Origin of the sequence: Parvularcula marina, from assembly GCF_003399445.1 — a bacterium.
GTDB classification, from domain to species: domain Bacteria; phylum Pseudomonadota; class Alphaproteobacteria; order Caulobacterales; family Parvularculaceae; genus Parvularcula; species Parvularcula marina.
Genome location: NZ_QUQO01000001.1, coordinates 1,136,158 through 1,159,467, shown reverse-complemented (window position 1 = coordinate 1,159,467; position 23,310 = coordinate 1,136,158). Strand labels below are relative to the sequence as shown.

Genomic DNA, 23,310 nt, shown 5'->3' with positions numbered 1-23,310 from the left:
GTCAAGTTCGGAGATAGGCGGGGGCCGCATTCCTCCCTACATAGGCCGTCATGGACCGTTTCGATGATATGCGCGTCTTTCAGACGATCGCCCGCACCGCCTCCATCACCGCGACCGCCGCGGAGTTCGATGTTGCCCCTTCCGCTGTCAGCCGCCGCCTCAAGGCGCTGGAGGAGCGGTTAGGCGTTCAGCTCGTTCACCGGACGACGCGGACCCTGACCCTGACGCCAGCGGGGGAAACCTACCTTGCCGGCACGAATGACATTCTGGATTCGGTCGAGCATCTCGAAGGCGGTTTGCAGATCGGGGCGGGGACGCTGACCGGCCGGATCCGGCTGTCCGCGCCATTCTCATTCGCGCTGACCGCGCTGCCGGATGTCCTCAAAGGCTTTGTCGATGAAAACCCAGGTGTGGAGCTGGATCTGCAACTCACCGATTCCCGGGTCGATCTGGTCGGGGAAGGTTTTGATCTTGCGCTCCGGATTGGAGAGCTGAGCGATTCCTCGCTGATCGCCAAACGGCTCTGCCCGGTGACGATGGCGGTGGCGGGTCCGCCCTCATTGATTGAACAGCATGGGCCTTTCGAGAAACCAGCGGATTTCGCGGGCGCGCCGTCGGTCGTTTATACCAATGTCCCCAACAGCCATATCTGGACCTTCGGGGATGGTGAGACGGTGACCACGCGCCCGGTCTTCCGGGTCAATAATGGCGAGATGCTGCGCGAGATGTCAGTCCGGGGGCTCGGCTTTGTCCGCGAGCCGCGCTTTATCCTCGCGCCCGCGATCGAGGCGGGCCAGCTCATTGAAATCCTGCCCGAGACTGACTGGGGGGTGAGCCGGCTTCATGCTGTTTATCCGCCCATGGCGCATATGCCGGTACGGCTTCGGACCTTCATTGATTACCTCGCCGGGGCGCTCAAATGCTGATGCTTGCCCACCGGGATTGAGGCGTCTAGACCGCCGCGATCTTGACAGTCTTATCAATGAGTTTCGGAGGACGCCGTGGCAGGCCATTCAAAATGGGCGAATATCCAACACCGTAAGGGGCGGCAGGACGCGAAGCGTTCGAAGATCTTCTCCAAGCTCGCCAAAGAGATCACGGTGGCTGCCAAAATGGGCGCGCCGGACCCTGACATGAACCCGCGCCTGCGCCTCGCCGTGAACAACGCGAAGTCGCAATCCGTACCGAAAGACGTGATCCAGCGCGCGATCAACAAGGCCGCCGATGCGGGCGGCGAGAACTATGAAGAGATCCGCTATGAGGGCCGGGGGCCTGAGGGTGTCGGCGTCATTGTCGAGGCGCTGACCGACAACCGGAACCGCACGGCCTCTGAAGTGCGTTCGACTTTCACCAAGAATGGCGGCTCGCTGGGGGAAACGGGCTCTGTCTCTTTCGGTTTCGACCGGGTCGGCAAGATCGAATACAAGGCCGAGATCGGCTCGGAAGATGACGTCATGGAAGCTGGCATCGAAGCCGGCGCCGATGATGTTGAAAGCTCAGAAGACGGGCACACCATCTACACCGCGCTTGAAGATCTCGGCGATGTTGCTGCTGCGCTCGAAGCGAAATTCGGTGAGGCAGAGAATACCGCGCCGTCCTGGCGGCCGCAGATGATGGTGCCGGTTTCTGATGACAAGGCCGAGACCATGATGAAACTGTTCGATGCGCTTGATGATCTAGACGACGTCCAGAATGTCTATGCGAATTTCGAGATCAGTGATGAAGCCATGGAAAAGCTGGCTGGCTGACGCCCAGTAAAACCAAGCCCTATATAGAAAGACACCGCGCTACCGAGCGCGGTGTCCGAGTAATGGGGTATTATGGTTCAACGGACCGAGCGTTGTTCGCTCTTGTTGGGATTGGGCCGTTTCGTCCCTGGCCGCTTCTGACGAGTGGCTCTTCCCCATCTCTATTTCATAGTCACTGAACTGACACAAGAGAAATAGTTGCTGCGGCGCAGCATGATTGCTTCGAGCAAATATAGCCTTTTCAGGTTCTTGCCGTCGTCACCGGCAGCCGGTAGAGGCGCGCGAATATTCAATTTATCTCAACGCAAGGCGCACGAGTTCCCCTATGAAACTGAACGGTAATGAAATTCGTCCGGGTAATGTTATTCAGCACCAGGACTCTTTGTGGAAGGCCGTCAAGGTCGACGCGGTCAAGCCGGGCAAGGGGCCAGCCTATGCGCAGGTCGAACTGAAAAACCTGATCGACGGGCGCAAGCTGAATGAGCGCTTCCGTTCATCTGAAACAGTTGAGCGTGTCCGCCTTGAGCAGAAAGACTTCAGCTATCTTTATGCAGAGGGCGAACAGCACGTCTTCATGGACACAGAGACCTATGACCAGGTGAGCATCCCTGCGGATCTTCTCGGGGACCAGGCCGCTTTCCTGCAGGACGGCATGAATGTCACGGTCGAGAGTTTCGAGGGCCGCCCGATCGGGGTCAGCCTGCCGGAACAGGTCGTGCTGGAAATTGCCGAGACCGAGCCGACGGTCAAAGGTCAGACGGCTTCAAGCTCCTACAAGCCGGCTGTGCTTGAGAATGGCCTGCGTGTGATGGTGCCGCCGCATATCAGCGGCAACGTGAAGATCGTCGTCAATACCGAGACGCTCGAATATGTGAAGCGGGCGGACTAAACCGCCAGACGCTCTTCCTCGCCTTCCGCGCGGGGAAGAGGAGCGGGCTTGCCGATATAATAGCCCTGCAGATAATCGACGCCGAGCGCTTTCAAGAGCTGGGCGTCATTTTCGTCATCGACCCATTCAGCGACGGTCTTCATCCCGAAATTACGGGCAAGGTCGAGCAGGGTACGGACGAAGAGCTGGTTCTCGCGCGACGTCGAGACACCCGACACGAACGAGCCGTCAATCTTCAGGACATCGATGTCGAGTGCCTTGAGGTTACGGAACGAGGTGTAGCCCGCGCCGAAATCATCGATCGCGAATTTACAGCCGAAGGATTTGATGGCGGCAACGAATTCTCTTGAGGATTCGATGGCATCGACCATCTGGGTCTCGGTCAGCTCGATGGTGAGCCGATCACAAACCCGAGCATTTGCGCGCAGGTGGGAGAGGTAGCCCTCTGCCCAGACCGGATCGCGCACTGTCTCCCAGGACAGGTTCACATTGAGGGCAATATCCGGGTTTTGCGCCAGATCCTTTGTCGCCAGCTCAAGCACGCGGCGATCCAGCAAATGTACAAGGCCAAGACGCTCGGCCGCCGGAATGAATGACGGGGCTGGAACTTCCGATCCATTCTCATCACGCATGCGGATGAGGCACTCATATTTCGTCACTTCGCTGGTGATGTCTGTAACGATCGGCTGATAGGCCAGATAGATCCGGCGGTCGTTCAGGGCCCGCAGGATGACGTCAGACATCTCGTTATTCTTGCGGCGCTGGCTGGCAAGATCCGTGTCCTCACGGAAAAGCTGGAAGCTCGATGCGCCCTGACGGCGGGCCTGATCGAAAGCAGCTTCTGCGCAAGAGAGCGCCTGCGCTGCCGAGCCAGACTCTTTGGTCAGATAGGTTGCTCCGATACATACCGAGACGCCAATGCCGCCGGCTTGTGTGAGAACGATGCTCTCCCTCATGGCATTCATGATGTTGCGCGCGGTTTTCAGAACCGTGTCCGGCGACCCCTCATGAACGAGGATGCCGAATTTGGTTCCGGCGACACGGCCAAAAATGCCGCCATTGCCAAGCGCACGGTCAATCCGCTGCGCGACTTCGACAATCACCTGATCGGCAACGTCGATGCCGAAATCGTTGTTGATCGTGCCGACATCGTCGATGCCCGCAAAGAAGAGGGCGTCGTGCCGCGTGCCGGTTTTGACACCGCGCATTGTCTCTTCGAGAATTTCGATGAACCGCATACGGTTCAACTGGCCGGTCAGCTCGTCGTATGAAGCAAGATAGCTGAGGTTTTTCTCGCGGCGCTTTTGCTCATCGATCCGGCGGACCATGGCAATCAGCTTGTCGGTGCCGCCATGCGGCAGCCAGGTGCCGCGCTCCTCGACCCAAGGACCCTCGGCCTCATCACCGAGCGCGTATTCAATCGTGTAGGCGCTTTTCTCCGCGCGGGCCGTTTCAACGGCGCGCTCACGCTGGACGAGGTGTTCATCGCCAAGCATGGAGAGCAGCTCGGACATGCCGGGAGCGCTAACATTCTCTTCGAAACCGAAAACCGAACGGGCCGCGCTGAGATCTGCCCAGGCAAGATCGCCTGTCGACGGATCATATTCAAACATGGTCTGGCCGGTCGCTTCGAGGGCGAGACCGACTGTCTCGCTGGCAAAATGTGTCTGCGCAGTCATCCGCTGTTCTTATCCTGTGGCCCATCCCGCGCCGGAAACGGCACGAGTTATCCCCAGCACCATAGGGACAGGGCGTAAAGGAACGCTGAATTACTGACGTTTTTCAGCCGCCTGTCCGGAAACCGAACAGGCCAGCTGAGAGGAATTGCGCTAGGCGGCGACGCCGAAGTCGCGGCGAGAGGCTTTCGTCGTGATGATGAAGCCAGCCATGAAGTCGAGGAAGGTCATCGCCATATAGATGAAGAAGACCGAGTTCCCGAAGCTCGAGACCATGACGAACAGCAGCACATTGGCGACCATAAGGATCGCGGAGAGGAAGTGGTTGACGATGCTGTCCGTCCCGGTGCTCGTCGCGCGAAGCAGCTCGATGAACAAAAGCAGCATTGAGAAAATGATGAAGGCATCGCCAAAGGTGACCAGCCAGTCATTGCCGGCCGGCATCGCCAAGGTGAACAGCTCCTGCGTCGTCCACAAGGTTTCCCCATCAAGGACATTGGCAACAGCGTAAATAATCAGGCTGAGCGCCAGCAACGGTATCATGGAGAACATGGACGACTTTCCTCGCTGAAGTTCCTCGTCATCGTATCCCAGACCTGGAATCGGTGCTACCCGCGGATTTGCCATAGAATTTCCCCCTATAACTCTTCGATCTCATGCGGGTGCCGGGACCGTGCGATAAGCCACGATACGCCAAAAAGATCCCGGACGGCCACTGCTGCGCGACCAAAATTCGTATATTTTGACTGACCGTGTTCTCTGGGCCGATGAGCGACCGACACAAATTCGGTCAAAAAGCCCTCTCGGACCATGAGAGCCGGGATGTAGCGGTGCAGGTGATCGAAATAGGGCAGGCGTAAAAAAGCCTGTCGCCAGAAGACTTTAAGCCCGCAGCCCGTGTCGTTCGCTTCGTCTTTGAGGACCCATTTTCGGATCTGGTTGGCATATTTGGAAGCGCGCTTTTTGGCCGCGCTGTCCTGACGCTTCTGGCGCTCGCCACCGACCATAGCGAGGAGCTGGGGCGCGTCTGGACGGGTCAGGATGTCGAAAAGCTTTGGAATATCGCCCGGCACATTTTGACCATCGCCATCGAGTGTCGCGATGATCGGCGCCTTGGCGGCCAAAATGCCTGTGCGGACCGCACGGCTCTGGCCTGAATTCTTTGCGTGGCAAAGGACGCGCAATTGAGGGATCTCGTCCTTGAGGGATTTGAGGACAGCCCTGGTTCCGTCAGTCGAGGCATCATCGACCATGATGATTTCAAATGACCGGCCAGCCAGCGCTTCGGCGATCTCGCGCACAAGGATCTCGGCGCCGCCTTCTTCATTATACATTGGCGCGACAACCGACAGCTCGATCGCATCGTCACTGGATCTGTCGAAGGCAAAGATAGAGGCAGGCGTATTTGACATGGCGGGCTCTAGAGCACGCTCCATTCAATGATGCCAGTCCGGGTCCACGTGAAATGATCCTTTTGCCACATCTTTTGCGCGGCCCTCGCCATTGTGGGCGGGAATGGCTAGGGAGGCCGGACCTGAGGCGTAGGATGACGAACGAATGATCATCAGCGGGTCGCGCAAGGCCCCCAGCGGTGGGCACATCGTTCTGATCGCGCTGTTTGCGCTGGTCGCGGGCCTGTCTGGCCTGATGACCGTGCCGCCGCTCGACCGCGATGAAAGCCGCTTCGTTCAGGCCACGACACAGATGATCGAGACTGGCGATTATGTCCGCATCCGTTTTCAGGATGAGGAGCGCAATAAAAAGCCTGTCGGAATTTACTGGCTGCAGGCGGGCTCGGTCCTGACTTTTGCCGATGTCGAGGACCGGCCGCTCTGGGCTTACCGGTTGCCGAGCCTGCTCGGCGCGATGCTCGCCTCGATCTTCACTTATATAGCGGGCTGCGCGCTCTTCGGGCGAAGGCCGGGACTTGCCGCGGGGCTGCTTTTGGCCGCCGCGCCCGTCGTGATGGGGGAGGCGTCAATCGCCAAGACCGATGCAGTCCTCCTCGCATGCGTCTGCGGAATGCAGGCGGCACTGGCCTGGATGCTGACAAGTGAGATGGGCAAGGCGCAGTATAGGATCGCGCTCGGATTTTGGGCAGCGATGGGCGCAGGTATCCTGATCAAGGGTCCAATTGCGCCGGCGGTGGCGCTCTTCACGCTGGCCGGGATCGCAATCTTCCAGCTTGAGCGAAAAGACTGGTGGGCCTTCATCCGGCATCTCAAGCCGGTGTCGGGTGTGCTCCTCCTGCTGGCGATGATTGCGCCCTGGGCGATTGCCATTGGCATTGCGACCGAGGGGCGATTCTTCGCCGAGGCGGTCGGGATCGACATGCTGAGCAAGGTTTCCGAGCCGCAGGAAAGCCATGCCGCCCCGGCGGGCGCGCATTTCCTTCTCTTCTGGGGGATGTTCTGGCCGGCGGCTCTGTTCATTCTTGCTGCAGGGCGTCATGCGGGCGAACGGTGGAAGGAGGGGCCGTTCTTTTTCTGCTTTGCGTGGCTGGTGCCGATGTGGCTCCTGTTCGAAATCTCGCAAACCAAGCTGCCGCATTACCCGATGGTGCTTTACCCGGCGCTGGCGCTGATCTGCGGGCAGCTGATCGCGACCGTGCCGGAGGTAAAATACCGTGGACTGAGGGCTGCGGGCGCGGTGATCTATGCGATCATCGGGCTCGGCTCGGTGGCAGCGATCCTCATCCTTGCCAATCATTTCTCCACGGCGGGGCTGACGATCTGGCACTATCTGGGGGCGGCACTGATCTGCGTTGTCTGTCTCGGCGCGAGCGTGCTCGCCATCATCAAGCGGAGCGGCCCGGCACTGGCCGCCGCCATCGCCGCCAGCGCCCTGTTTGCGTGGGGGACTTTCGAAGGCGTGCTGCCGACCCTCGACCGGCTCGCCATGACACCCGCACTGGCCAAAATGCTCGATGCGCATGAGGCCCATCCGCTCAAGGATAATACAGGGCCCATCGCGCTGGTTGGCTATTCCGAACCTTCGGCCGTCTTCACGCTCGGGACACAGACGAAACTGCTGCGCCCCAAAGAGGGCGCCTTGTGGCTGACCACTGCCCCCAACCGCGCCATCGTCGTTGAAGAACGGGACGAGCTTGCCTTCCTTTCCTCTTTCCCCGAAGGCCGGATGCCCGTTCGCATCGCGAGCATTGAAGGCTTCAACTATTCGAAAAACCGGAACATCCGGCTCACTCTTTTCCGTCTGTCTGCCCCATGATCGAGAATATCCGTAAAGCCCTTGCCGTCATGGAAGACAGGCCGACCCTGACCGTGCTCATCGCTGTCGGTGCGGTCACATTCCTGCGCCTTGTCTTGTTGTTTCTCTACCAGACGAGCCTTGGACCTGATGAGGCACAATACTGGTTCTGGGGGCAGGAGCTCGACTGGGGCTATTACTCAAAGCCGCCGGTGATCGCCTGGTCGATTGCCCTGACGACAGGGCTTTTCGGCGATCATGTCTGGGCCGTCCGGTTCCTCAGCCCCCTGATGATCGGCGCCATGGCGCTCTGTCTCTACGGGGTGGGGCGCAAGCTCTATGGTGACCGGGTCGCGATCTGGGCCGCGATGCTCTGGCTCTTCCTGCCTGCGATCATGCTGGGCAGCACGATGATTACAACCGATGTGCCGCTGCTCCTCTGCTGGAGTGCAGCTCTCTTCTGCCTCGTCGGTCTGGCCGAGACACCGAAGGAGCAGGGCACATGGTGGGCGGTTGGTCTTGGTGCGGCGATCGGGATGGGGTTCCTTTCCAAATATGCGATGATCTATTTCCCGCTAGGCTGGGTCATCGCGCTGGTGCTCTCGCCCTATGCAAGACGGACCTTCCGTCCGGGGAAGATCGCGCTGGCGCTGCTCGTGGCGGCAGTGATCTTCGCGCCCAATATCTGGTGGAATTTTGCGAACGGGCTTCAGACCCTCAGCCACACGGCAGATAACGCCAATTGGTCAGGGCAACTCGCCCATCCCGACGAGCTGCTTGATTTTGTAGCCGGGCAATTCGGGGTGGCTGGCCCGATCATTTTTGGCGCGTTCCTGTTCGGGCTTTTCACCCTGCGTCGGCGGCTGCTCCTCGATGGCAAGGGGCGGGATCTCTTCCTTCTCTCCTTTATTCTGCCTCCGCTGATCATCATCTGTGTGCAGGCGTTCCTGTCACGCGCCCATGCCAACTGGGCGATGGCAGCCTATCCTGCGATGACGGTGCTGCTGCCGGCATGGTTCCTGCGCCGCGAGGGCGGCAAAGGCGTTTGGGTCTTACGCAGCTCGCTCGGCCTTCATGTGGTGATCGGGCTTTTCTTCACTGCCGTGCTTCTCAATTTCAGTCTCGCAGATGCGATGGGCATGTCAAAATCCGTCAAGCGCCTGCGTGGCTGGGAGCAACAAGGGGCAGAGCTTCTTCAAAGCGTGCAGGGTTATGATGCGGTGATCACGGATGAACGGGAGTTTGCCGCGCACCTCAACTGGGAATGGCGCGGCAAGGACCACCCGCCGATGATGGTCGCGGACCTCAATAATCGCCCGGACAACACTTACGAATATGTCTTTGCTTTTGAGCCGAAGACGGACGGAAACTACATCCTCCTGCGGCCATGGGCTGTCGGCTTCTGCTGGTATGTGGGGCGTTTCGAAACAATCGATCTGGTCGGAACGAATTTCATCGACCTGCATGATGAACGCCGGGGCCGTCCGGAGCGGACAATCGAGCTTTTCGAAGTGACGGGATATGACCCTGACTCCCTCGGCGGGTGTCACGGCCGAAGCTAGAGAGCGGCCTGCCGCTTGACGAACCCGGCATAATCCTCAGGCGTATCAATACCGGGGGCGGCCTCCCGGACCACACCGCAGGCAATGCGGTGGCCATGCTCAAGGATGCGCAATTGCTCGAGGCTTTCGGTCTGCTCTAGCGGTGTGCGGGAAAGGGTGGGGAAGGCCTGAAGGCTCTCTTTGGTGAAGGCGTAGAGCCCCAGATGCAGGAAGGGCCGTGCCTCGCCCGACCGAGGGTAGGGGATGAGACTGCGCGAGAAATAAAGCGCCGAGCGGACCCCTGAATCATCTGGCGCCGAAAGGACAGCTTTCACCGCATTAGGCCCTGCTGGGTCTGTATCCTCCGGGAACGGACAGACAAGAGTTGAGGTAAAGGCCGGGCGTGTTGAGGTTTGCGCCGCTGCGTGGGTTTCAATGAGGAGGGATATGACCTCCGGGTCAATCTCCGGCTCATCGCCCTGCACATTGACGATAATCTCTGCATCATGACCGCGCGCGGCTTCGGCGACCCGGTCCGTACCGCTTTGATGGGCGGGGTCAGTCATCACGGCATTGCCGCCAAAGGCGTTCACAGCCTCGATGATCCGCTCATCATCGGTCGCAACGACGACCTCTACGCCATTGACTTTCATCGCCTGCTCAACCGTATGCTGAATGAGCGGTTTGCCGGTTTCGGCGAGCAATGGCTTGCCGGGCAAGCGGCTTGATGCATAGCGGGCGGGAATAACGATCAGGGCGCGGGTCATGCGGGGTGTCCATCGTTGGGAAGATAGCGACCGAGCAGGGCGCCTGCGACGATACCGGCGGCAAGTCCTCCCAAATTGGCGATAAGGTCGAGGCTGTCCGTCTCCCGCTCGCTGATAAAGCCTTGCCCGAACTCCATCAGCGTACCGAAGAGAAAAGTCGCAACGAATACGGCGAAAATTCCGCGCGCGCTCTGGGCAAAGCCGATGGCCGCTGTCACCGCGAGGGCGCCATAGGCGGTGAAATGCGCCAGCTTGTCGCCCATTTCAGGATGCCCGAAGATCAAATCCATGACCCAGCCGAACATGTCAGTGGCGCCGTCGAGATCTTCGGTTTCCGGTGTCAGGCTGAGAATGGTGATGAGCACGGCGAAACTGACCGCCATCACTCGGGCAATCGAACGCAATGAGATTCTCACTGGGGCGCGAGGCCTCCGTCCTTCTTCTCCCATTCGATCGCTGTACGCACGATCTGGTCGATATCGTCATAGCGCGGGCTCCAGCCGAGCACGCTGCGGATCGCAGCCGTATCGGCGATCAGGATCGGTGGATCGCCCGGACGGCGGGGGCTGGCCATGGTGTCGAGTTTCTCACCCGAGACGCGCTGGACCGCTTCGATCACATCGCGCACGGACACTCCCTCGCCATAGCCGCAATTGAGGATGACCGGATCGCCGCCGCGCACAAGGTGATCAAGCGCCGCCGCATGGGCCTCGGCCATGTCGCTGACATGGATATAGTCGCGGATCGCCGTGCCGTCCGGCGTGTCGTAATCATCGCCATAAATCTTGAGCGGCTCATCAAGGATGCCGGTTGCAATCTGGGCGGCGGCCTTGATCAGATGGCGCGGATGGCCCGCTTCCCCGGCGCGCAGCTTGGGGTCGGCGCCGGCCACGTTGAAGTAACGCAGGATCGCGGTCGACAGACAGGCGGGGCGGCAGGAATCGGTGACGATCCGCTCAGCCATCGCCATCGCCGCGCCATAGGGCGAGATCGAATTGAGCGGGGTCTCTTCGCGGATCGGCATCCGGTCAGGCACGCCGTATACGGAGGCGGTCGATGAAAATACCACATGCTCGCAGCGAGCGTTGGACGCCGCGCGCAGCATGGTGAGGGTCGCGACCAGCGTGCGCTCATATTCCTTGAGCGGGTCGATCAGCGAAGCGGGGATCGTGCCGTCGCCGGCAAAATGGATGATCCCTGTGATCCGGTGCTCGGAGAATTTCGCAGAGAGAGTTGCCGAATCATCCAGCGCGACAGTCTCCAGCGTTACCTTTCCGGCGAGCGCAGGCGGCAGCTCACCCTCGGCGGCAAAGCCGATGGCATCCTCACCCCGATCCATCAGACACAGGAGCATATGCGTGCCTAGATATCCCGTGGCGCCTGTCACCGCGATGGTCATGGTCTACACCTTTGGAAACTGGGAACCTTGTAGCGGTTTTCGGTACTAAACTGAATAGCGGGGCGTCAAATGCCCTATAGCAACACCGTGCCAATTTGCGGCACGCCCCAAGCAGTGTAGGAACACCGGCTGATGATGAGCGCCGTGCCACAAACAGATATGCCCGAGGAAAGCCCCCTGCTGGTGGCGATCGGGGATATCCATGGCCGCGCGGACCTTCTTGCCAAGCTGTTGCGGCGCTTAGAGAAAAAGTTGCGCGACGAGCCCTACCGGCTGGTGTTTCTTGGTGACTATGTCGACCGGGGCGCAGAGAGCCGCGAGGTTCTGAACATGCTGCTCGGGCTTCAGGATCGCTACCCGGATACGGTCTTCCTGCGCGGCAATCACGAACAGGCGATGCTCGATTTTCTGGCCGCGCCTGAAGACACTGCTGAATGGCTCGAATGGGGCGGAGCCGAGACCCTGATGAGCTATGGGATCAAGGCGCGGGCGGCGGAAGATCTGGTCTCGCTGCAGGAAGAATTCGCGAATGTGCTGCCAGACAGCCATTTCAATTTCCTGATGTCGCTGCCGCTTTATGAGGAGATAGGGCCTTATCTCTTCGTCCACGCAGGGATTGATCCACACCGGCCGATCGAGGAGCAGTCCGAGCGCGATTTTCTGTGGATCCGCGAGCCGTTTTTGCAGGCCGAGGAGCATCATTTCTCCGGCCCCGTCATCGTGCATGGCCACACGCCGGTGAAGAAGGCTGAAAACCTCCCCTGGCGGATCAATCTTGATACGGGCGCCTTCTGGTCGTCCCGGCTGACAGCGGCAATTCTCGATGGTGAAAAGCGCCGTTTCGTGACGACCTGAGGCAAAGGTCATGCGCCTTGAAGACCGGATAGCAAAGACCGACTGGGCGGCGGCGTCCACCGCGCTTGATGAGCGGGGGATGGCGAAGCTCCCCGGCCTTCTGACAGCTGAGGAATGCGCGGGCCTTAAGCCCCTGTTTGAAGAGCGGGAGATGTTCCGCTCAAGGATCGACATGGCGCGCTACAGCTATGGGGAGGGCGTCTATCAGTATTTTGCGAGCCCCTTGCCCGAGGTCGTCGCGAGATTGCGGTCCGCGCTTTATCCGCCGCTGGGCCTGATCGCGAATGAATGGGCGGAACGGTTCGGTGAGGACCCCGCATGGCCAGAAGATCATGTCGAGCTGCTGGATCGCTGCCGGGCGGCAGGCCAGACGAAACCGACACCGCTGATGCTCAAATATAAATCCGGCGATTATAACTGCCTGCATCAGGATCTTTATGGCGAAGTTCATTTTCCGCTTCAGGCCGTCATCATGCTGAGCGATCCTGAGAAGGATTTCTCAGGCGGCGAGTTTGTGCTGGTCGAGAACCGGCCGCGCCTACAATCGCGCGCCTATGTCGTGCGGCTCGGGCAGGGGGATTGCGCGATTTTCCCCGTGAGGGAAAAACCGCGGGCAACAAAGCGCGGCTGGTCAAAAAGCCAGCTTCGGCATGGGGTGAGCATCGTCGAAGATGGCGAGCGCATGACGCTCGGCATCATCTTCCACGATGCAGCCTGAGGGGCCGGGTCAGTTGATGATCTGGAGCCCGTCATTGACGCGCGGATCGTAAGGGCGCGGCGTCCAGTTGCGGACACGGCCATCGACCGCTTCGATCTGCTTGCTGCTGAGTTTTGCGGCGATACTGGCGGCATCCCCTTTGGCGACGGGGTCACCCTGACGCGCAGCGATCGAATACCAGAAATAGGATTCCTCACCATTGCGCAGCTCTGTCGGCAGATAGCCATCCGTGCTCGGATCGTAGAGGTAGCCAAGGTTATACATGCTGTCGATCACGCCAAGATCGGCGGCGCGGCTGAACCAATCGAGGGCTTCCTCGAAATTCTGGCCGTCGAAATTGGGGTCAATGGCAAGGCTGCCAAGGCGATGCATGGCGGCGGCATTGCCGCTGAGCGCGGCTTCGGTGAACCAGGTCTTGGCGCTGCGCAGATCCTGCTCCGTGCCCTGACCGGTGAAGTAAAGCTCGCCGAGGCGGTAACGGGCAGGAACATTGCCATAGATCGCCGCTTCGCGGATCTTGTTGAATCCGTCGGCAAATTCATCCGGCGTCGTTGCATTGGCGAGCGCCTGCTTGCCTTGCGTATAAAGGACGGCGCCATCAGGGGGCGGGGCGGAGAGTGAGGCATCGCCGCCATTTGCCGAAGGTTCGGAGACGGCATTGGCAGAGCCCGTCTCAACGGCCGGTACATCCGTGTCCCCACCGCCGCGGGTCATCAGGTAACCGCCGACGAGAATAGCGCCAAGCAGCACAACACCGAGAAGAACGACAAGCGGCAGGCCCACTTTCGGATTCTGGCCATTTTCGTCGACTGCCTCATGCGGCAGCGCCGTATCATCGATGATCGTGGTTTCTTCAGGCGAGGCTTCATCGATCAGCTCAAGCCGACCCTGTTCGTCGCGCTCACGGGCAAGGCGTTCATGCCGGGCGCGGGCCGCGGCGATGATTTTCTCGCGCGCGGTCATCGGTTTGTGATCTGCCGTTTCCTCCGGGAAGAGATCATCCTCTGTCCGTCCGGCGGTCAGGGGCGTATCGTCAAAATCATCTTCAGGTTCAGCAGCCAGCGTGTCGGGGCCGAAGATCGAATCGAACTCATCGCCTTCATCATCGGCAGGGGAGCCCAGTGCTTCCTGATCGGCTTCATCGAGCGCGGCCATGGCATCGCTCGCTGATGTGGCAGGCGACGGGGCGATATCTGCCTCGGCTTCGCCCATCCGCGAGATCATGTCCTCATAAGATGCCTGCAGCGAGGCGACTTTTTCCTCAGCCTCCCGCGCAACTTCGTTCCAGCGCTCGGCTTCTTCGTTCTCCGAGGCATCAAGCCCGGCAGCCATCAGCTCTTCGCGCAGGGCGTCGAGCTCAGCCGAGACATCGGCGATGCCGTCAGCGGAGCGGCGTTCGGCGGCTTCGATCTTCTCGGTGAGGGAGGAGACCATATTCTCAACGGCTGAGATCTGGTCGCCGGACCGTTTGATCTCATTGCCGAGCAATTGCAGCTTCTTGCCGGTACGCTCCACGAATTCGGCATCGGTCGAACCAGCGGCTTCTTTCGCCTCGAGGAGGACCGCCTTGGCGGTGCGTTCAGTGTGGTCAAGCTGGCCGCCGATCGCGGTCAGCGCGTCATTGACCTCTTCAAAGCCAGCGGTGACCCGCTCATCGAGAATATCGACACGGCCTTCGAGCCGTGTGACGGCATGCTCATTCGCCTCGACGCGGGAGATTGCCTCCGAACGGGTCGATTCGAACTGCTCGACCATCTGGCTGAGGGCCTGCTCCAGCCGTTTGAGGCTGTCGATGCGCTGCTTCTCGGCGTCGCTTTCTTCAAGCCGTTCTACCCGATCGATAATGTCGCTCGGCGCACCGGCCTTGCGCTCCCGCTCCAGCCGTTTGAGGCGTTCAAAGACGGTTTCGACGGCGAGGTTCAGGCCGCTGGCCGCGGCGCGAGATTGTTCTTCAGAGCGGCGGACCTGCTCCTGCGTTGTTTGCAGGCGTTCATTGAGGCGGTTGAGGCTATCGACGACCGTGCGGATCTGCTCGGCGCTGACGCCGCTTGCCTGCGGGATTTCCAGGCCGCCTGTGCCGCCACCCGGCTCACCATCGACGTCATCCTGACCCACTTTCTGGATCATGGTGTTCATCCACTCGCCGAGAGTCATCCCGGCCTTGCGAGCGGCTTCCTTGGCGACGACGCGTGCTTCAGGATCGATCCCCTTCACGCTCCATGGCACATTCGATTTCACAGGTGCCTCTTGGCGGTTCGGCATGGCGTATTTGCCCCCAAACTTACAGCAAAAGAAATGGCTAAGCTGCTTCGTATGGGAGGTGAAGGGCCGGTATTAACAAAAACCTAACCTCGGTTAACGCATCTTTCCACATCTTGCTGCATGGGAGTGGAGAGGGGCCTTTACCGCTGGTGTGGCCTCGATTAGACAGTGGAGAGATTGACTGCAGAAGCGGCTTTCAATGCCGGGCTTCGCGGTCTTCATAAGGATAAGCCAAGGGAGCCCCCGATGCCGATTTACGACGCCCCGACCCGTGACATGCAGTTCCTGCTGCATGACTGTTTCGACCTGCAGAAATATTCAAACCTGCCGGGCTTTGCTGATGCGACGCCCGACGTGATCGATGCCTTCCTCGAAGAGTCGGGCAAATGGCACCGCGATGTGCTGACCCCGCTCAACCGCGTCGGCGATCAGGAAGGATGCGTCCGGCATGATGACGGCTCGGTGACGACACCGACCGGATTCAAGGATGCCTATCAGCAGTTCTGCGAGAACGGCTTTGGCACGATCGCGATGGACCCCGAATATGGCGGGCAGGGCCTGCCGCTGGCGCTGCAATATGCCGTCTCGGAAATGACCAGTGCATCGAACCAGGCCTTCGCGATGTATCCGGGCCTGTCAGGCGGTGCTTGGCGCGCGATCTATCAGAACGGATCAGATGAGCAGAAGCAGACCTATCTGCCCAAAATGACGACCGGCGAATGGACCGGCACGATGAACCTGACCGAGCCGCAATGCGGGACGGATCTGGGGCTGATCCGGTCGAAAGCCGTGCCGCAGGATGATGGCACCTACAAGATCTCCGGCCAGAAGATCTGGATCTCGGCCGGTGAGCACGACATGTCCGAGAACATCATCCACCTCGTCCTTGCCCGGATCGAAGGTGCGCCTGACGGCATCAAGGGCATCTCGCTCTTTATCGTGCCGAAATTCGTTCTCGATGCGGATGGCAATCCGGGCGAGCGGAACGGTGTTTCCTGCGGCGGCCTCGAAGAGAAAATGGGCATTCACGGCAACGCGACCTGCGTCATGAATTATGACGAAGCGACGGGCTATCTCATCGGTGAAGAGAACAAGGGCATGCGCGCCATGTTCGTGATGATGAACGAAGCCCGGCTTGGCGTCGGCATGCAGGGGCTGGCGGCCGCCGAAGTTGCCAACCAGAATGCTGCCGCCTTTGCCCGTGACCGTCTGCAGTCGCGTTCGCTGACCGGCCCGAAAGCGCCCGAGCAGCCGGCCGACCCGATCATCGTGCACCCTGATGTGCGCCGTATGCTGATGGATAGCCGTGCCTTCGTTGAAGGCGCGCGAGCGCTGACCTACTGGACGGCGATCCATTCGGATCTTGCGGACAAGGCCGAAGACGAAGGCACGCGCCAGAAATCGGATGATTACATGGCGCTGCTGACGCCGATCATCAAAGCCTATCAGACCCATAAGGGGTTTGAGGCGACTTGCGATGCGATGCAGGTCTTCGGCGGTTCCGGCTATACGGAAGAATGGGGCATGTCCCAATTCCTGCGCGATACCAAGATCGCCATGATCTATGAGGGCACCAACGGCATTCAGGCGCTCGACCTTGTCGGTCGTAAGCTGATGGCCGATGGCGGGCGCTACTGGCAGACCTTCCTTAAAGAGGTCACCGAGTGGTGTGCGGACAATAAGGGCACATCGGATGTGCTCGACGGCTATATCGGCCAGATCGAGGCGACCAAGGGCGAGCTACAGGAAGCGATCCAGTGGCTGGCGGCTAACGGGATGCAGAACCCGAATAATGCAGGGGCGGGGTCACACGACTTCCTGCACCTATTCGGGCTCGTCGCCATGGGCTATATGTGGGGCATGATGACGAAAACCGCGCTGGAGAAAGCCGGCGGGGATGATCCTTATTACGATAACAAGCTGATCACGGCGCAGTACTTCTTCTCGCGTCTGCTGCCGATGTCGACGACGCATCTGGTGCGGGTGAAAGCTGGCGCTGAAGCAATGATGGCCCTGCCGGCAGAAGCTTTCTAAGTGGCGGGCTCGTCCGCTTGGAATTGAAATCGCCTGAATAAAAAGACCCCCCGCGTCGGCGAAGGCGCGAGGGGTCTTCGGGGCACACGGATCAGGGTTAGTCCATGTGAACCGTACTCGGATCATCCCGGTGGTCCATGAAGTAGTCTTTTTCCTCATCAGTCAGATCAGGGTGGCGCAAGACGAAGCGTTCGAGCTCGTCTGACATGTAGCGCTCCTTGCCGCCGGAGGCGCAGACGGCCTTGACGACCTGGCCTGTGTCCTCGACGCGGCCGGTCAAGACGGTGGGGGCGTCACTATCTTCAATGTGATCGATGCAGTCCTCGCTGATCTCGCCCATGGTCTCACCGACGGCGCCCATCTTCTCTCCCCATTCGCCCATGGCTTCGCCGAAGGCTTCCATCTCCTCGCCGAAGTCCTCCATCTCTTTTTCAAATTCTTCCATGGAGCGCTCGAACTTCTCCATGGATTTCTCAAAAGCCTCATCGTCGCCGCCGCGAGTAGGGGGCTCGGGTGGCTTAGGCGCTTTTTTCTTGGCTTTGCGTTTTTCGTGATGGGGTTTTGGCGGCTTGGGGAGCTCCGCAAACGGATCACTCAGGAAGACCATCTCGATTTCGTTCTCGTGAACGGCACTCGAGGTGCTGATGAAATGGAAGTTGGAGCCGCTGCCGGTGGTCACGACATGGTGACTGCTGGAGGCGTGCTGTTCACTTGCATCGGCGTCACTGCCGGATATCAGGCTGATGAGGCCAAAGGCCATCGGGGCCAGCACGCTGGGCACCAGCGGAAGAGGGCGCATTCGAAACATGGGGATCTCCTTCCCGTTTGTCCGGGGACAAAATGACTACGCTTGTAGTCAATCAATGATTACAAGCGTAGTCAAGTGGAGATCTGGTAACAGATCAGCCCATCGGGCCGGTCACGAGGAAGGCGTTGAGCTTGTTGCCGTCAGGATCACGGAAATAGGCGGCGTAGAAGCCTTCGCCGCGCGGACCGGGGGCGCCTTCGTCGGTGCCGCCATTGGCGAGCGCTGCCTCATAGATCCGCTTGACCTGATCTTCGTCTTTCGCCTGCAGCGCGACCATGGTGCCATTGCCAACCGTTGCGGCTTCGCCATTGAAGGGCTTGGTCGCGGCGACACCCGGGGCGCCGCCCATCTCCCCCCAAGCGATGAAGGTGTCATTGTCCATCATTCGGCCGACGCCCATCTCCTTGGCGATGGCGTCATAGAATTTCGCTGATTTCTCGCGGTCATTCGTGCCGAAAGTCACATATCCGATCATTGGATATCTCCCATTAAAGTGATGGAACAATATATGAACATTTGGGCGGCGTCCAGCTATTGCCCACAAAAAAAGCCCCGCTTCTCAGCGGGGCTTTTCGATAGAGATTTTCGTCCGGCTTAGCCCTGGATCGGAGTCAGCTGGATTTCGACCCGGCGGTTCTGCTGACGGCCGTGATCGGTTTCGTTCCCGGCAATCGGCTGGGTTTCGCCATAGCCAAGGGCGCGGATGCGCGGCACGGCAACGCCTTGAGCGACGAGGTAGTTGCCGACGCTTTCGGCGCGGGAGATCGAGAGATCAAGGTTGTACTGGTCGGCGCCGACATTGTCCGTGTGCCCTTCAACAAGGACATTCGTCTTGTTGTATTTGGCAAGGACTTTCGAGACCGAGTTCAGGGTCGCGTAGAATTCCGGGCGAACGTCCGATTGTGCCGTTGCAAAGGTGATGTTGCCCGGCATGATCAGGCGAATGTTGTCGCCGTTCCGTTGAACGCGAACACCAGTCGAGGCGAGCTCCTGACGGAGTTCGGCTTCCTGACGGTCCATATAATTGCCGATACCGCCACCGATGGCCGCACCAACGGCTGCGCCGGCGAGAGCTGCTTCGTCATCCCCGGCGATCGCGCCGATGACACCGCCAGCAAGGGCGCCAAGGCCGGCACCTTTCGCAGTGTTGGACACTTTCTGTTCGCCGGTATAGGGATCAGTCGTCGTGCAAGCACTAAGGGCGAGCGGTGAAGCGAGCGCCATAAGGCCAATAGCAAGCTTTTTCATGAGTAAATTCCTTCGTTTCTGCCGCCCCCCGCGCGGCGGACGCAGGTTAGATATTTGCCGGGGCAGGTGGTCCCATTCAAGCGGGTTTTCCAGCCACCAAAAGTTACAACGCGCTCACTGCGTGAGAAGTTCCAATTAAGGCTTTCAAATGACTGAACAATCTGAATCGAAAGAATCGGAAAATAGCGGCGAGCGTATCGCCAAAGTGCTTGCTCGGGCCGGTGTCGCCTCTCGCCGCGATTCGGAAAAGCTGATCACTCAAGGGCGGGTCACGGTCGATGGGAAAACGCTCGACACCCCGGCCTTCAAGGTTCTGCCCGGTCAGGACATCCGCGTCGATGGCGAACGGATCGGCAAGGCAGAGCCCGTGCGGCTGTGGCGTTATCACAAGCCTGACAATCTCGTCTCGACGCATAAGGATCCACAAGGGCGGGCGACGGTGTTCGAGGCGCTGCCCGCCGGGATGCCGCGGGTGATCTCGGTTGGGCGGCTTGATCTGACGACGGAAGGATTGCTGCTTCTCACCACCGATGGCGGCCTTGCGCGTCTTCTTGAGCTGCCTTCGACAGGGTGGAAGCGCCGCTACCGCGTGCGGGCCTATGGCCGGACGAATGAGCGGGCGCTGGAGGCACTCAAAGACGGGGTCGAAATCGACGGCGTCCAGTATGGGCCGGTTGAGGCGAAACTCGACAAGCAGCAGGGCGGGAACAGCTGGCTGACGATCGCGATCAGTGAAGGGAAGAACCGCGAGGTCCGCGCGATTTGCCGTCATCTGGGGCTGACCGTGAACAGGCTGATCCGCACCTCATACGGACCGTTCCAGCTTGGCGCACTCAAGCTCGGTGAGATCGAGGAAGTGCCGCGCAAGCAGCTTATCGAACAGCTCGGCCCGAAAAAGGCGAAAGAGGTAGGGCTCGCCTGATGCGCATTGTCGGCGGGGAATTCCGGGGGCGGTCGATTGTGGCGCCGAAAGGCATGGCGACACGGCCGACGACCGACCGGACGCGCGAGAGCCTGTTCAATATCCTGACGCATAAGGAAGGTTTCGAGCTTGAAGGCGCGCGGGTCATTGATCTATTCGCCGGCTCCGGCGCGCTGGGGTTCGAGGCGGTCTCACGCGGGGCGGAGTTCTGCCTGTTCGTTGAGACAGCGGCCGCCGCACGCGGTGCGATCCGCGATAATCAGGAGGCGCTGGGCCTCACCGGCAAGACGCGTATTCACCGCCGCTCGGCGACCCATCTGGGGGAGAAGCCGTCTGGCATGGGCGCGCCTTTCACGCTCGCCTTCCTTGATGCACCTTACGGGCAGGGCCTGATCGAACCGGCACTGGTAGCGCTTCGTGACGGGCACTGGCTGTCCTCCAGGGCGCTCTGCGTTGTTGAGCAGGGCAAGGGAGAGGATGCACCCTCCGCTGACGGATTTACCCTCGATGATGAACGCGCTTTTGGCGACAGCGTGATCCGGTTTCTGAAATTAAATTGAGGAAGCCGAATATTCGCTCATGCCCGTGCAAACGGGCATCTGCTCATTCATGTAAATGTCAGGGTGTTGTCGCTCTCTCAGAGAGTAACGGCGTTGATCATAAGGCAGATCCCCGCCATTGCAGGGATTAGCGTGCTGAGAGAATGCAATTCGCATCACCCCTTCTCGAACACCACTACCATATTATTGGCCGGGACGTGCTCGGCAGCAATGAGGTGAAAGGCGTGATTATGCGCGAGTGGCAGGATCTGAGCTTCGAGGTCACGCACGCCCCATTCGGGATCTCGGCGTTTGAGGTCAGCATCGAATGCCCGGTTACTTTCTGCCATTTCGCCGTTGATAGAGTATGGTCCGTAGAAGAATAATCTCTCGCCTGGTTTGAGCAGGGCTGCTGCCCCTCGGAAAAGACCCTCAGTCGCATTGAAATGGGTGATATGCGTCATGTTGATTGACACCATGCCATCAATATTGCCGATGTCAGGAGAGTCCCACCAACCATATTCGGTCACATCGATGCTGAATGGCAGATGGAGACGCCCGCCAGATATATCCTCTCCATACGCCGTAATACTAACGCGAGAGTTTTCGTCCGGATCTGAAGGTTGCCAGATGAGGTCGGGCAAGGCTTTCGTCAGATAAGCTCCGTGTTCACCTGTGCCAGAGGCGATTTCAAGAATGAGACCATTCGTCGGCATATGCTTTCTGAAGGCTTCCAGAATAACATCGCGGTTTCTGGCCACAGATGGGGAGGTCAATTTCGCGCCATGCGCCATACGCTCCTCAAGCGCGATCTGCTTTCCATTGGAGCCGCTGTGATGTTCATGAGTCATAACATTTATTCCTTGTCTGGCTGCCGATAGCAGTTTTTTTCGTTGCTGGCGGTAGTGTAGAGCAGCGCTGAACGACGCCAGTCGTCAGGAAAAATAAGGAAGACAAAAATGAGCTTGCCACTCTCTCAGCTTGCAAAGAGCACAACTGGTCGCACATTCGGGTCACTTATCAACATCCTGACAAAGGCTGAAGCCTACGCAGCTGAGCGCGGCACAGACGAGGCAGTTCTGCTCGGCTGGCGGCTTGCGCCGGACATGTTTCCGATGAGCCGTCAGATCCAGATTGCGAGTGATATTTCTGCTCGAGGAATGGCACGGCTGGCTGGCGTCGAGATCCCAAGCAAGGATGACACGGAGAAGAGCTTTGCGGACCTGCGCGAGCGTGCGTCCTGGGCATCGGCATATATCAAGGATCTTGACGATGCGTCGATTGATGCTGACCCAGATGGCACAGTGACTTTCCCGGTCGGCCGTGACGGTGAAACCATGACTCTGCCGAGACAGGCTTATCTGTGCCATTTTATACTTCCCAACCTCTATTTCCACGCATCCACAGCCTATGGATTGTTGCGGTCATGCGGGGTGCCGCTTGGAAAAAGGGACTTCCTCGGCGGTTGAATATTACCGGCGCTACAAAATTATTGAGCAGTATGTGGTATTATTGGTTATCCAATATTAAGCTTAATAAAGAGAGTTTTATTAAATAGACTAAAAGCAGCCGTTCTTTACCGGCTATTACCCTTTCTTTGAGATTATCCCCGCGGGTTATGTTCTGTGGTGGAGTCGACCGTGTATTGGTCACTGGGAAAAATTTGGGATGAGAGACGTGCGAATGTCACGTTGATGGCTGCTGTCGTCGCGGTTCCATTGTTCGGTCTCGTATTCAGTGCGGTCGATTTTGCCCGATATTCTTCAGCGCAATCGCAACTCCGTACTGTTCTCTCCGACGGTATAGAGCGCGCCCGATTGCTCGGCGGGCAGGACCTGATCACGGCAGCGGTTCAGACCTATGTCGTCTCGAATATCGACGGCCACATCTCGCCAGAAAGTGTCGAGATCATCGTGCCAGACGCTGTCTTCGACGAAGCAGAGGGCGGTGTTGTTGCCCGTGCACGGATGAAAACACAATTCCTGCGGTATATCGGCATTGAATCGCTTGAGCTGAGCGAGACGGTCCCGGCTCATTTCGCGCCGGACCTCCTGATCGACATCACGATTTCCGCGCTGCCGACATCAGGCAGCGTTTCCTGCCCGGTTCTTGGAGAGGGAGCCGCTACATGACGTCAAAATCTGTCAGTCGTAAGAGGCCGGGGCTCATCCGGCGATTTCTTCGCCAGCGCAAAGGCGCGGCGGCCATCGAATTTGCGCTTGTCGGGCCTGTCCACATTGCGCTGCTACTCGGCATGATCGAAACCGGCATGGTCCTCGCCAAGGCGTCGCTGCTCGATATCGGCACAGCGGCAGCCACAAAGCAGGTCTATGTCGGGGCGGCGACCTCCGGTGTCGTCACGCGTGCCGACATCAAGGACACCGTTTGCAAATATGTCAGCCGCCTTCAGCCCAACTGCGTCGACAGCCTGATTGTAGAGCTGACCCCGATCACTGACTTTACGACCGTGCCTGGCACAAGTGCGAAATGCCAGGAGGCTGGCTCTGATGAGGACATTGAGCCGACCGTGTCTTTCAAGCCAGGCGGCAGCTCGAACACGATGTTCATGCGGATCTGTCTGACAACGGACATTCTGTTCCCCGGTCTGGGCGCAGGGCTTCAGATGACACGTTCGGACAATGGCAAGTTCGAGTTCGTCTCGGCCTCCGCATTCCAGAACGAACCCTTCTGAGGTGA

At 59.2% G+C, this 23,310-nt stretch carries 24 protein-coding genes; 13 read left to right on the top strand and 11 right to left on the bottom strand.

Features of this window, described 5'->3' with window-relative positions; all coding sequences use genetic code 11:
• The first annotated feature begins 50 nt into the window (after positions 1–50).
• The 3 genes from DX908_RS05455 to efp all read left to right on the top strand — a co-directional run bounded on the left by DX908_RS05455 (position 51) and on the right by efp (position 2,637).
• A complete protein-coding gene (locus DX908_RS05455; RefSeq protein ID WP_116391408.1) occupies positions 51–926 on the top strand; it encodes a LysR family transcriptional regulator in 876 nt (291 codons plus the stop codon).
• A 75-nt stretch (positions 927–1,001) separates the two neighbouring features.
• A complete protein-coding gene (locus DX908_RS05450) occupies positions 1,002–1,748 on the top strand; it encodes a YebC/PmpR family DNA-binding transcriptional regulator (protein WP_116391407.1) in 747 nt (248 codons plus the stop codon).
• A gap of 325 nt (positions 1,749–2,073) precedes the next feature.
• The gene (gene efp, locus DX908_RS05445) at positions 2,074–2,637 is read left to right on the top strand and encodes an elongation factor P (RefSeq protein WP_116391406.1); all 564 of its coding nucleotides are present in this window, start codon (positions 2,074–2,076) and stop codon (positions 2,635–2,637) included.
• On the opposite strand, the gene DX908_RS05440 is transcribed toward efp, so the two are convergent.
• From DX908_RS05440 to DX908_RS05430, 3 genes are all read right to left on the bottom strand, one after another.
• On the bottom strand, positions 2,634–4,316 hold the full coding sequence (locus tag DX908_RS05440) for a putative bifunctional diguanylate cyclase/phosphodiesterase (RefSeq protein WP_116391405.1): 1,683 nt from the start codon (positions 4,314–4,316) through the stop codon (positions 2,634–2,636). The genes efp and DX908_RS05440 overlap by 4 nt on opposite strands.
• 150 nt (positions 4,317–4,466) lie before the next feature.
• Entirely contained in the window at positions 4,467–4,865 is a 399-nt protein-coding gene (locus DX908_RS05435) for a hypothetical protein (protein WP_116391404.1), read from the bottom strand.
• Positions 4,866–4,951: 86 nt separating this feature from the next.
• Positions 4,952–5,725, bottom strand: a complete 774-nt coding sequence (locus tag DX908_RS05430; protein ID WP_116392996.1) for a glycosyltransferase family 2 protein — start codon at positions 5,723–5,725, stop codon at positions 4,952–4,954.
• 145 nt (positions 5,726–5,870) lie between these two features.
• Here DX908_RS05430 and DX908_RS05425 point away from each other — a divergent pair, with 145 nt between their 5' ends.
• A complete protein-coding gene (locus tag DX908_RS05425; RefSeq protein WP_116391403.1) occupies positions 5,871–7,541 on the top strand; it encodes an ArnT family glycosyltransferase in 1,671 nt (556 codons plus the stop codon).
• Entirely contained in the window at positions 7,538–9,082 is a 1,545-nt protein-coding gene (locus DX908_RS05420) for an ArnT family glycosyltransferase (protein ID WP_116391402.1), read from the top strand. Before DX908_RS05425 ends, DX908_RS05420 begins: the two co-directional genes overlap by 4 nt.
• Here DX908_RS05420 and kdsB read toward each other — a convergent pair.
• The 3 genes from kdsB to galE are packed head-to-tail and all read right to left on the bottom strand — an operon-like array spanning position 9,079 to position 11,227.
• Positions 9,079–9,828 carry a 3-deoxy-manno-octulosonate cytidylyltransferase gene (kdsB, locus tag DX908_RS05415; RefSeq protein WP_116391401.1) on the bottom strand — a complete coding sequence of 250 codons (750 nt, stop codon included), beginning with the start codon at positions 9,826–9,828 and terminating at the stop codon, positions 9,079–9,081. The genes DX908_RS05420 and kdsB overlap by 4 nt on opposite strands.
• The gene (locus DX908_RS05410) at positions 9,825–10,211 is read right to left on the bottom strand and encodes a VanZ family protein (protein ID WP_158548520.1); all 387 of its coding nucleotides are present in this window, start codon (positions 10,209–10,211) and stop codon (positions 9,825–9,827) included. The genes kdsB and DX908_RS05410 overlap by 4 nt, the downstream gene beginning before the upstream one ends.
• A 29-nt stretch (positions 10,212–10,240) precedes the next feature.
• On the bottom strand, positions 10,241–11,227 hold the full coding sequence (gene galE, locus DX908_RS05405; RefSeq protein WP_116391399.1) for a UDP-glucose 4-epimerase GalE: 987 nt from the start codon (positions 11,225–11,227) through the stop codon (positions 10,241–10,243).
• 132 nt (positions 11,228–11,359) lie between these two features.
• On the opposite strand from galE, the gene DX908_RS05400 reads away from it, so the two are divergent.
• Positions 11,360–12,082 carry a metallophosphoesterase family protein gene (locus DX908_RS05400; RefSeq protein ID WP_116391398.1) on the top strand — a complete coding sequence of 241 codons (723 nt, stop codon included), beginning with the start codon at positions 11,360–11,362 and terminating at the stop codon, positions 12,080–12,082.
• Between the two features lie 10 nt (positions 12,083–12,092).
• Positions 12,093–12,800 carry a 2OG-Fe(II) oxygenase gene (locus tag DX908_RS05395; RefSeq protein WP_116391397.1) on the top strand — a complete coding sequence of 236 codons (708 nt, stop codon included), beginning with the start codon at positions 12,093–12,095 and terminating at the stop codon, positions 12,798–12,800.
• A gap of 9 nt (positions 12,801–12,809) precedes the next feature.
• On the opposite strand, the gene DX908_RS05390 is transcribed toward DX908_RS05395, so the two are convergent.
• The gene (locus DX908_RS05390; protein ID WP_116391396.1) at positions 12,810–15,062 is read right to left on the bottom strand and encodes a tetratricopeptide repeat protein; all 2,253 of its coding nucleotides are present in this window, start codon (positions 15,060–15,062) and stop codon (positions 12,810–12,812) included.
• Between the two features lie 246 nt (positions 15,063–15,308).
• On the opposite strand from DX908_RS05390, the gene DX908_RS05385 reads away from it, so the two are divergent.
• Complete coding sequence (locus DX908_RS05385) at positions 15,309–17,096, top strand: acyl-CoA dehydrogenase C-terminal domain-containing protein (protein ID WP_116391395.1); 1,788 nt, start codon at positions 15,309–15,311, stop codon at positions 17,094–17,096.
• Positions 17,097–17,193: 97 nt separating this feature from the next.
• Here DX908_RS05385 and DX908_RS05380 read toward each other — a convergent pair whose 3' ends face one another.
• From DX908_RS05380 to DX908_RS05370, 3 genes are all read right to left on the bottom strand, one after another.
• Positions 17,194–17,904, bottom strand: coding sequence for a hypothetical protein (locus DX908_RS05380; protein WP_147303733.1), 711 nt, complete (start codon positions 17,902–17,904; stop codon positions 17,194–17,196).
• A 94-nt stretch (positions 17,905–17,998) separates the two neighbouring features.
• Positions 17,999–18,379 carry a VOC family protein gene (locus tag DX908_RS05375; RefSeq protein ID WP_116391393.1) on the bottom strand — a complete coding sequence of 127 codons (381 nt, stop codon included), beginning with the start codon at positions 18,377–18,379 and terminating at the stop codon, positions 17,999–18,001.
• A gap of 119 nt (positions 18,380–18,498) precedes the next feature.
• Positions 18,499–19,152 carry a YiaD family glycine zipper/OmpA-like lipoprotein gene (locus tag DX908_RS05370; protein ID WP_116391392.1) on the bottom strand — a complete coding sequence of 218 codons (654 nt, stop codon included), beginning with the start codon at positions 19,150–19,152 and terminating at the stop codon, positions 18,499–18,501.
• A gap of 148 nt (positions 19,153–19,300) precedes the next feature.
• On the opposite strand from DX908_RS05370, the gene DX908_RS05365 reads away from it, so the two are divergent.
• Positions 19,301–20,074, top strand: a complete 774-nt coding sequence (locus DX908_RS05365; RefSeq protein ID WP_116391391.1) for a pseudouridine synthase — start codon at positions 19,301–19,303, stop codon at positions 20,072–20,074.
• Positions 20,074–20,634, top strand: a complete 561-nt coding sequence (gene rsmD / locus DX908_RS05360) for a 16S rRNA (guanine(966)-N(2))-methyltransferase RsmD (RefSeq protein WP_116391390.1) — start codon at positions 20,074–20,076, stop codon at positions 20,632–20,634. The genes DX908_RS05365 and rsmD overlap by 1 nt, the downstream gene beginning before the upstream one ends.
• A gap of 155 nt (positions 20,635–20,789) precedes the next feature.
• On the opposite strand, the gene DX908_RS05355 is transcribed toward rsmD, so the two are convergent.
• The gene (locus DX908_RS05355) at positions 20,790–21,464 is read right to left on the bottom strand and encodes a DUF938 domain-containing protein (RefSeq protein ID WP_116391389.1); all 675 of its coding nucleotides are present in this window, start codon (positions 21,462–21,464) and stop codon (positions 20,790–20,792) included.
• Between the two features lie 108 nt (positions 21,465–21,572).
• On the opposite strand from DX908_RS05355, the gene DX908_RS05350 reads away from it, so the two are divergent.
• From DX908_RS05350 to DX908_RS05340, 3 genes are all read left to right on the top strand, one after another.
• Positions 21,573–22,082 carry a DUF1993 domain-containing protein gene (locus tag DX908_RS05350; RefSeq protein ID WP_116391388.1) on the top strand — a complete coding sequence of 170 codons (510 nt, stop codon included), beginning with the start codon at positions 21,573–21,575 and terminating at the stop codon, positions 22,080–22,082.
• A 225-nt stretch (positions 22,083–22,307) separates the two neighbouring features.
• Complete coding sequence (locus DX908_RS05345; RefSeq protein WP_116391387.1) at positions 22,308–22,745, top strand: TadE/TadG family type IV pilus assembly protein; 438 nt, start codon at positions 22,308–22,310, stop codon at positions 22,743–22,745.
• Positions 22,742–23,305, top strand: a complete 564-nt coding sequence (locus DX908_RS05340; RefSeq protein WP_116391386.1) for a TadE/TadG family type IV pilus assembly protein — start codon at positions 22,742–22,744, stop codon at positions 23,303–23,305. Before DX908_RS05345 ends, DX908_RS05340 begins: the two co-directional genes overlap by 4 nt.
• Positions 23,306–23,310 lie beyond the last annotated feature (5 nt).